The 7,738-nt window shown below is 62.8% G+C and carries 6 protein-coding genes and 2 pseudogenes; 3 read left to right on the top strand and 5 right to left on the bottom strand.

The features are described 5' to 3' along the window. The first annotated feature begins 157 nt into the window (after positions 1-157). Both AAHS21_RS31850 and AAHS21_RS31845 read left to right on the top strand, forming a co-directional pair. Entirely contained in the window at positions 158-352 is a 195-nt protein-coding gene (locus AAHS21_RS31850) for a hypothetical protein (protein ID WP_241666302.1), read from the top strand. An 11-nt stretch (positions 353-363) separates the two neighbouring features. Continuing rightward, positions 364-1,002 (top strand): Fic/DOC family protein, encoded by a 639-nt coding sequence (locus tag AAHS21_RS31845; protein ID WP_330981517.1) that lies wholly within the window; start codon positions 364-366, stop codon positions 1,000-1,002. Positions 1,003-1,557: 555 nt separating this feature from the next. On the opposite strand, the gene AAHS21_RS31840 is transcribed toward AAHS21_RS31845, so the two are convergent. The 4 genes and pseudogenes from AAHS21_RS31840 to AAHS21_RS31825 all read right to left on the bottom strand — a co-directional run bounded on the left by AAHS21_RS31840 (position 1,558) and on the right by AAHS21_RS31825 (position 5,425). Continuing rightward, positions 1,558-2,346, bottom strand: coding sequence for a sulfite exporter TauE/SafE family protein (locus AAHS21_RS31840; RefSeq protein WP_342931249.1), 789 nt, complete (start codon positions 2,344-2,346; stop codon positions 1,558-1,560). A gap of 66 nt (positions 2,347-2,412) precedes the next feature. After that, entirely contained in the window at positions 2,413-3,597 is a 1,185-nt protein-coding gene (locus AAHS21_RS31835) for a recombinase XerD (RefSeq protein WP_330981519.1), read from the bottom strand. Between the two features lie 376 nt (positions 3,598-3,973). Next, positions 3,974-4,325 (bottom strand): annotated as a pseudogene (locus tag AAHS21_RS31830) (helix-turn-helix transcriptional regulator). Continuing rightward, positions 4,322-5,425 (bottom strand): annotated as a pseudogene (locus tag AAHS21_RS31825) (site-specific integrase). Before AAHS21_RS31825 ends, AAHS21_RS31830 begins: the two co-directional pseudogenes overlap by 4 nt. Before the next feature lie 103 nt (positions 5,426-5,528). Between AAHS21_RS31825 and AAHS21_RS31820 the strand changes: the two are divergent. Then, positions 5,529-6,611: a tyrosine-type recombinase/integrase gene (locus AAHS21_RS31820; RefSeq protein ID WP_330981520.1), complete on the top strand. Its 1,083-nt coding sequence runs from the start codon at positions 5,529-5,531 to the stop codon at positions 6,609-6,611. A 251-nt stretch (positions 6,612-6,862) separates the two neighbouring features. Here AAHS21_RS31820 and AAHS21_RS31815 read toward each other — a convergent pair whose 3' ends face one another. After that, the gene (locus AAHS21_RS31815; protein ID WP_342931250.1) at positions 6,863-7,621 is read right to left on the bottom strand and encodes a pyridoxal-phosphate dependent enzyme; all 759 of its coding nucleotides are present in this window, start codon (positions 7,619-7,621) and stop codon (positions 6,863-6,865) included. Positions 7,622-7,738: the final 117 nt, after the last annotated feature.

Raw genomic sequence — 7,738 nt, 5'->3', positions numbered from 1 at the left:
CACAGCGCAAGGAGGTCGGGTAGAACATTCACCAGGACCCACCACCTGCGGAATTACGTGAACGCCGGGAGCGGGAATTACGTGAACGCCGACACGCGTGCCCGCGCTTCCATCCGATGTCAGCCGCGTCGACTATCCTGGAGGGACTCCATGGAAGGTGGTGTTCCGAGTGACCGAGCTGCAGAAGGCCAAGCGCCGGGTGAAGGCCGTGCGGGCGATCCGCCGTAGCACCGAACTTGAAGGTTCCCGCAGCACCAACGCCACGCGCGCCGACCAGGTTGCCTACGCCCGTGGAACCATCACCGCCGCTGAGCTGCGCGATCGCGTTCGGCGCCGGTACAACCTGACGTAACCGAGCCTGGAGTGCCGCATCCCTGGGATACCGGCGATCTCGAACAGAATTGGCGGGGCTATTTCATTCCTGGCACGAACGTTCTGAGGAATCGTGTCGGTGCCCAGACAACGGAGGCGCTGCGGGACGCGGAGAACGATCTCGTCGAGGCACGGGTTATCGAACTTCGCGAGGCCCCCGAAATTCTGGGTGACCGTACATATGATTTGCCGCACCTGCGCGCGATCCACCGTCAGCTCTTTCAAGACCTGTACGTCTGGGCGGGTGATCTGCGGACAGTCGGCATCGAGAAGGGCGGAGAGTCATTCTGTCCCCCGGGCAGCATCAACCAGCCGATGACTCATGTCGCCGCTGAGGTCCACCGGCTCGACCGGCTCAGGGATGTTCCCAAGGCTGAGCTCGCCCGCACCGTCGCCTACCTGTACGACTACGCGAACTTTGCCCATCCCTTTCGCGAGGGCAACGGCCGCTCCACCCGCGAGTTCTTTGACCTGCTCCTCTCAGAACGCGGCGCCGGCCTCGACTGGCAGAAGACCGACCTGACCGAGTTGCACAGCGCATGCCACGCCGCGCGAGCCGAATCCGACCTCTCAGGGCTGGCAGCGATGTTCGCGAGAATTCTCGACGCTGACCCTGCATACGATTTCTGATCGGGCAGGGCGGCTGCCTAGCGTTTTGACTCGACCGCCGCTCGTGGACCTCGGCAATAGCCACGGATCCAGCCGATGCGGCGGCCGTCGCTGAACGCTGAAAAGTGTTGTCGCTGTTAGTGTCCCTTCAGTTCTAGGTCGAAGGGTGATCGTCGGAGTAGCAATGAGATGCTTCTGATCCTCGCTCGGCTCGGGCGGGGTAGCCCTGGACGACCTGGTGGTGATGCGCAGGGCCGAGGAGTCGCGGCCTTGGCCCAGATCGCTCGGACACTCCCCCGCCCAGCCGACACGCCCCAAATACCGGTAACTCTCCATATTCGATTGCGTCGTATTCGACTGTCCTGCTCGGGCTGAGTCGGGTCTTCTCGGCGCGGCTTGCTTGCCTTTTGCGAGCGATTGGCGTTGAACCAGAGCCGCTCTGAGACGACAGCGCGGCACGGAAGCCGTTATTTGCCATGGCTTGTCGTCGCGGGTGTGGAAGCACCCAGAAAACTACCCTGGCAGGGCGTCTTGAGGGCTCTGGTGCTCGCGCTCCGCGGCTTCCTCGTCTGTGGGTTATTGGACCGCTTGGATCACGTAGAGAGTTGCGGTTGCGATGGCTGATATGCCGAGGCCCACTTTGAGGATTCGTTCGGGTAGGCGTGGTTGCAGGCGTGCGCCCAGGTAGCCGCCGATGAGTCCGCCGGCGCCGGCGACGAGTCCGATGGTCCAGTTGGGTGTGATGTGCTGTCCTGCGGTGGCGAGGGCCAGAACGACGTAGGTGATCGCGCCGGCCGCCGAGGTGACGAAGGTTGAGACCAGGGTGGCGGGTGCCACGATGGCGATCGGCAGCCCGCGGCCTACCAGGATGGGGCTGAGCAGTGATCCGCCACCGATGCCGTAGATCCCGCCGATCACGCCGACGGCGGTGGCGAGCGCTACCGTGGAGTAGCGCTGTGGTGGTGTTGCCGGTGGCGAGGCGGTCCCTTGCTTGCTCGGGAGGCAAAGCCAGATCCCCAGTGGCAGAAGGAATGCGGCCACCAAGATACGGAAGGCTTGTGATCCGGGGATCAGGAGTACCCGGATCACCGCACCGATCACGACTCCGGGCAGCGTGCCGATGAGCAGCACCGTGGTCAGTGGACTGTTTAACGGTGCCTGGGCGCGGTAGCGGGCGAGCGCTCCGGGGATCGCCACGATGTTGAACAAGAGATTTGTCGGTGTGACCGCGGGGCTGGGAACGTGCAGAACGGTGAGTTGAATGGGCAGCAAGAACACGGCGCCGGATACGCCCACCGGAGCGGTGAGGACCGCCACCCCCAAGCCAGCAACGAAGCTCAGGAGCATGACCCCGGCTATATCCACCACTGCACTATCACGACGCGGTGCTGTCGTGGCCAGGGTTTCGATCAGCGCCTTGAGGAGCGGCCGTCACACTCCCCCCGCAGCCAAATGAGTACAGCCGGTGGACGCGTCCTCGGCCATTTCGGCGGTAGCGTGTTTAGCGGCTGTTTTGGTCACGTAGCGGGCCCACGGTTGGGCTGCGATCTCGGCATGGAGCTGTGCGGTGTTGTAGCTGTAGCCGAGTAGTTCGGCAACCAACGGCGGTGGCGCTGCCACCACGAGGCTCTGCAAGGCGGTATTGCGTGCGCCAAGCAGATCGATGCCAAGTCGTGCGAGCCGTTCCATGATCATCTGCGGGCCGAGATGCCGACCGGGTCGCACACTCGGAAACAGCCACGGGCTGTCCGCCACCCCGCCTGCCGCTCCGAGATTCGGCCGGCGTCGCATATGGTTGGCCAGCATGTCTGCGAAGGGCCGGGGTACGGGGATCGGTTCTTGGCCCAGCGAGATCCGGACTTCGTTTTCCGTGGACGCGATTGCCGATGTCGGGAGAGCCGCGATCTTGGTCAGGGGCTGGGCGAACAGCAGCAGAAGGATTCCGGCGACACGGTAAGCCAGTGATTCGGAATCTCCGTGAAGAAGTTCTCGAAGCCATGCCAGACGCTGCTCTTCGGTGAGCGCGCGGCTGGGGGGAGGCTGTCGGTGGGTGATCTGCACGGAGTTGTTCAGCCGGGTTTTCTTGGCCCAGGCGAGCAGGTTTCGGACCTTGAGTCTCGTGGTGGGACCCGATGCGAGCCATTCATCGACGTCCTGTTGCCGGCAGGTGGCCAGGGTGCGGCAATGTGTGTTGTGCAGCCAGGTAAGGAACTTGATCGCCTCGGTGATCTCTTGTTTGGCGTATCGCGCGGCCGCAGTAGAGCTTTGTCCGGGAACCGACGCCTTGCGTAGCTGACGCAGGTGATGCCATGCGGCGAATCGTTCCACCGCGCCGCGCACCGATGGCTCGGTCACTGCCTCGAGTTTCTCAGAGAGCCAACGCTCGAAGCGGGCCAGCGGTTCATCACGCGCAACCAAGATGCCGGCGTGTTCGAGCAGGCTCCGTAGATGGTTGGTCGCTTTGTCCGCGCCGGCTTCGTCGAGGCCCTGATGGGTCAACGCGATCTGCCCGGAGGCCAGCCCCATCAGCAGTTCCTCGACTCTAGGCGAACGCTTCCAGCTCAGGATGCTGGCGGGACGGTCGACGCGGCACAATGCGTCGACGATCGGCACCATAGCCTCTGGATCGTGGGCGCCGTCGATTATCAACGCGGTCAGATCCTCGCGAAGGGCGCACCGGGAACAGGTTCGGCGGCGGTAAAAATCGCCTTCACCCCCGCAGCGTCGACAGATGAAGTCTCCGGGAATTCCTGCACACGCCAAACAGATCGGTCGGTGGTCGACATTGTCGGCTCGGCCGGGCAGCACACCGTTGTGACCGCATCTCGGGCAGACCCCGCGTGTGCGCATCGCAGTGTAGAAACAGCTGTAGCACAGTTGCTCTCCGGGCCAGGACGCTCGGCACTGGTTAGCCATCCGCCGACACCGGCTGCAGCGGAACTGCCCATCGGTAACTAGCGGGCGCCCCGGTTTGGTTGAGCGCCGGTTAGGGCTAATCGTCATCGCTGATCACCCTTGCTCGGCGAGGACGCACCGCTTTATTGAGCTCGACCACGTTGGGCCTCGGCACTGTCGGCGAGCTGGCGGACGCTGTGCGCCGGCGAACGTCGGCCGCGGTCACGGTAACGAGGTCCTCCCACGCCGCAGCCCAAGATATCGCACAGTGCGGCGATCATCTGCAGTGAAACCCGTTCGGGGCGTTGATGAACCACGCGATACACCTGTGGTCGTGACAGTTGGATGCCCCGTTCGGCAAGAAGGGGAATGAGGTCGGTACTGTTGTGCATCCCGCGAGCGGCCATCAGCTCGGCCAATCTCCAGGTGTAGTCGACTCGCCGTTTCATGAGGTCTCCTCGCCTAACGAAAGCGCCTCCTGGATGGTGGTATCCAACACCCGGCGCAACGTGCTAACCCGGTAGTCGCTGGATACACAGGTATACAGGGACGTCGTGCTGGCATGGTCGTGACCCATTTGGTCCTGGACGAACTTGGCATCCCAGCCGTCTTCGATCAAGTGGGTGGCATACGAGCGGCGCAACGAGTGCAGATCCAATCCATCTGCCAACTCCAGATCCCGACAATACCGACGGAACCGACGCAGCAGCGTATTCTCAGCGACCAACGTGCCTCGCTCGCTGGGGAATAGGTCAATCCCATCGGTCATACACCGCTGGCCGTGGGCAAGCCAGTGCCCGATCACCTCGGGAGTCCATGTGAAGACCGTCAGGACACCGCGCCGCTTGTGTGGGGATCCCTTCTTTGCTTTGCCGTAACGGACCTGGACAACGCCGTAGCGGCCGAACTCCCGGGCGTGGGCGTTGCGGGAGAAATCCACGGTTTGAAGATGGCGCAGTTCGTTGAACCGCAGCCCGTAGGAGTAGGCGACCTTGAACATCGCAGCATCCCGGTAGGCCGGCAGCCAGCCTTTACGCGCTGAGGCCGCGATCAGCGCGACCTGGTCATCGGCATGGTCGAAGAAATCTTGCAGCTCTCGTTTGGTGAACGCTCGCTTCGTCGGGGATTGCTCGTTGTCCTGCACGTGGACCGCGGTGTTCTAGTCGAAAAACACCTGAGCGGGATGCGTGCCGAACCGCTGTTCGCACACCCGATCCCGACCGTAATCGGGATCGCTGACATAAGAACAGAACAATCGCAACGCATTTTGATAGCCACGCACAGTCGACTGTCTGCGTCCCTTGACCGACCGTAGGTCGCTGAAGAACTCCTCGACCAGAGCCGGCGTCCACATCCACGGGTACTCGTTGGTGTGCTCGACGAAACGATGGACCAGGCGGACTCGTCCCGCGATCGCGTCATGGTCCAGGTTGCGGCACATTTGCTGGTTGCGCCAGCCCTCGAGCATCTCGTCGACGGTCTGCGCCTCCGGATGCAGCAGGGGAACCGACCCGACGACGTGTACGCGACCACTCTTGTCGAGGGGCAAATCGGCCTCCTGCTCAGTCTCATCTGATGATTCATCTGATGAAAACGGCGTACTTTTTCATGGATAACCACTGATATCCACGAAACGCTGCCATGCTGAGAGGGTGCCTGGAACGACGCCGCAACCGAACGGATCCCCTATCGCTTACCCGGGATGGTTCAACGACTTCCTGGCTGATAGCGCGATCCGGAAGCCGTCACCGCACACCGCGAAGGCCTATCGTCAAGACTTCGAAGCGATCGCCACGCTCGTGGCCGGCTCGGCCGAAGATGTGCTGCAGCTCAAAGCGACCGAGATAAACAAGGCGACTCTACGTGCGGCGTTCGCTGTTTACGCCGAAACCCACTCTCCCGCCTCGATACGACGCTGCTGGTCCACGTGGAACACCTTGTGCACCTTCCTGTTCACAGCGGAACTCCTCGACGCCAACCCCATGCCGCTCATCGGACGGCCGAAAGTGCCCAAGTCCCTTCCGAAGAGCTATCGCACCGAAACTGTCACCGACCTGGTCGCCGCGATCGATGCCGAGCAGGGATCCGCGCGACGCAACGACTGGCCCGAACGCGACCGCGCCATCGTCTTCACCTCCCTCTTGGCCGGCCTACGGGCTGAGGAACTCATTTGCGCAGATATTGGCGACATCCGCCGTACCGACGACGGCGGCGGCGTCCTGCATGTCCACGGCAAAGGCAACAAGGACCGCCGAATACCTTTCAGCAGAGAGCTTCTCGACGTTTTGGAGCAGTATCTCAACAGCCGCGCCTCCCGCTTTCCACAGGAACGCAAGCGCTCACCGAGCGCGGACGTATTCGCCAGATTCTCTGTGAAGGCTCCGCTCTTTCTCGGGGCCAACGGTGAACGGATCACACGCGGGACGCTGCAATACCGAATCCTGCGGGCCTTCAAGAAAGCCGGCATCAACAGCGAACGATCATCGGGTGCTCTGGTGCACGGGCTGCGCCACACCTTCGCCACCGAACTCGCCAATGCAAATGTGAGCGTCTACGCGCTAATGAAGCTGCTTGGCCACGAATCGATGATCACCTCACAGCGCTACGTCGATGGCGCCGGCGCCGACACCCGCTCCGCCGCCGAACTCAACCCGCTCTACGGCCTCCTATCCTTAATCGAACGCGAGTCTGAGATGCCAAACACCGAGGACGCCAAGAACTCTCGTGTTAGATAAGCTATCTTATGTCAACTAAACTGCGCTATGTTCGCTATCATGTTGTGCGCCACTATCTTTCACATCGCGAGTTATGCCGATAATTCGGCCGCCTGCTACGTTCTCTCGTAAGAGTGGCCGAGTCGCCAATCCTGCAGCAGGCAGTGACGGCACGAGAATCGACTCATCACTGGCCGGCAGCGGCGAAGACGAGGATCGACATCGGGGGCAGCCGGACCGGCACGTGCCGCTCCCCCACCGGGGGACAGATGTCAAGGCCTGTGGATGGCAGCCGCATCGACCCAGCGGCAGTAGGCGTCCATGTCGACGTTGCTGCCGCAGACGATGGTCACCACATGTCGGCCCGCGAAGCGGTCGCGGTCTTCGAGGATGGCGGCGATGCCCAGCGCGGCCGCCGGTTCGACGACGAGGCCAGCGTCCTCCAGAAGTACCCGCATAGCGGCGATGATCGATGCTTCCTGGACCAAGACGGCGTCGTCGCCGACCAGGAGGAGGTCGTTGAGGACCTCCGGAATTGGACACCGGCCGGCGACAGCGTCTGCGATGGTGTCAGTCGAGTCGGTAGTGACAACGTGCCGCTGACGCCATGAGCGTGTCATCGCCGGTGCGCCGGCCGGCTGAACACAGATCACCTCGACGTCGGGCGCGAGGGCCTTCATCACATGCCCGATACCGGTAGCCAGCGCTCCTCCCCCGAGAGCGATCAGCACAGCGTCGAACGGCGACACGGCCTCCACCAGTTCCAGGCCAATGGTCGCCGCGCCTTCACAGGTTTCGATGTCCAAGCTGTCATCGAGCAGCCCGATGCCGTCATGCCGCGCGATGGCTGCCGCCCGGGCACGGGCCATCTCGTTATCGCCGTCCACTAACTCCAATCTCGCGCCCAGTGCGCGGATGCGATCGAGCTTGACCGCAGGTGCAAACCGGGATGCCACGACCGTGACCTCGAGACCCCTGGCGCGACCAGACCAAGCCAGGGCTTGCCCGAGGTTGCCCGCGCTGCCACACACCACCGCGGGCGAGCCCTTGTCGGCTAGCTGTTGCGGGTCATGACGTTGTAGACGCCGACATGGTCGGGATGTGAGGAGGACGGGTCCTTCGGCGGCAGGATGAGAAATCGCCAAACC

This window comes from Mycobacterium sp. 050272, assembly GCF_039023525.1.
Taxonomy (GTDB): Bacteria; Actinomycetota; Actinomycetes; order Mycobacteriales; family Mycobacteriaceae; genus Mycobacterium.
This window is presented reverse-complemented; position numbering and strand designations above follow the sequence as displayed.

Excerpts from the sequence above, each read along its gene's own strand:
- AAHS21_RS31835 (WP_330981519.1), bottom strand. The coding sequence starts at position 3,597 with ATGGTGCCGATCGTCGACGCATTGTGCCGCGTCGACCGTCCCGCCAGC.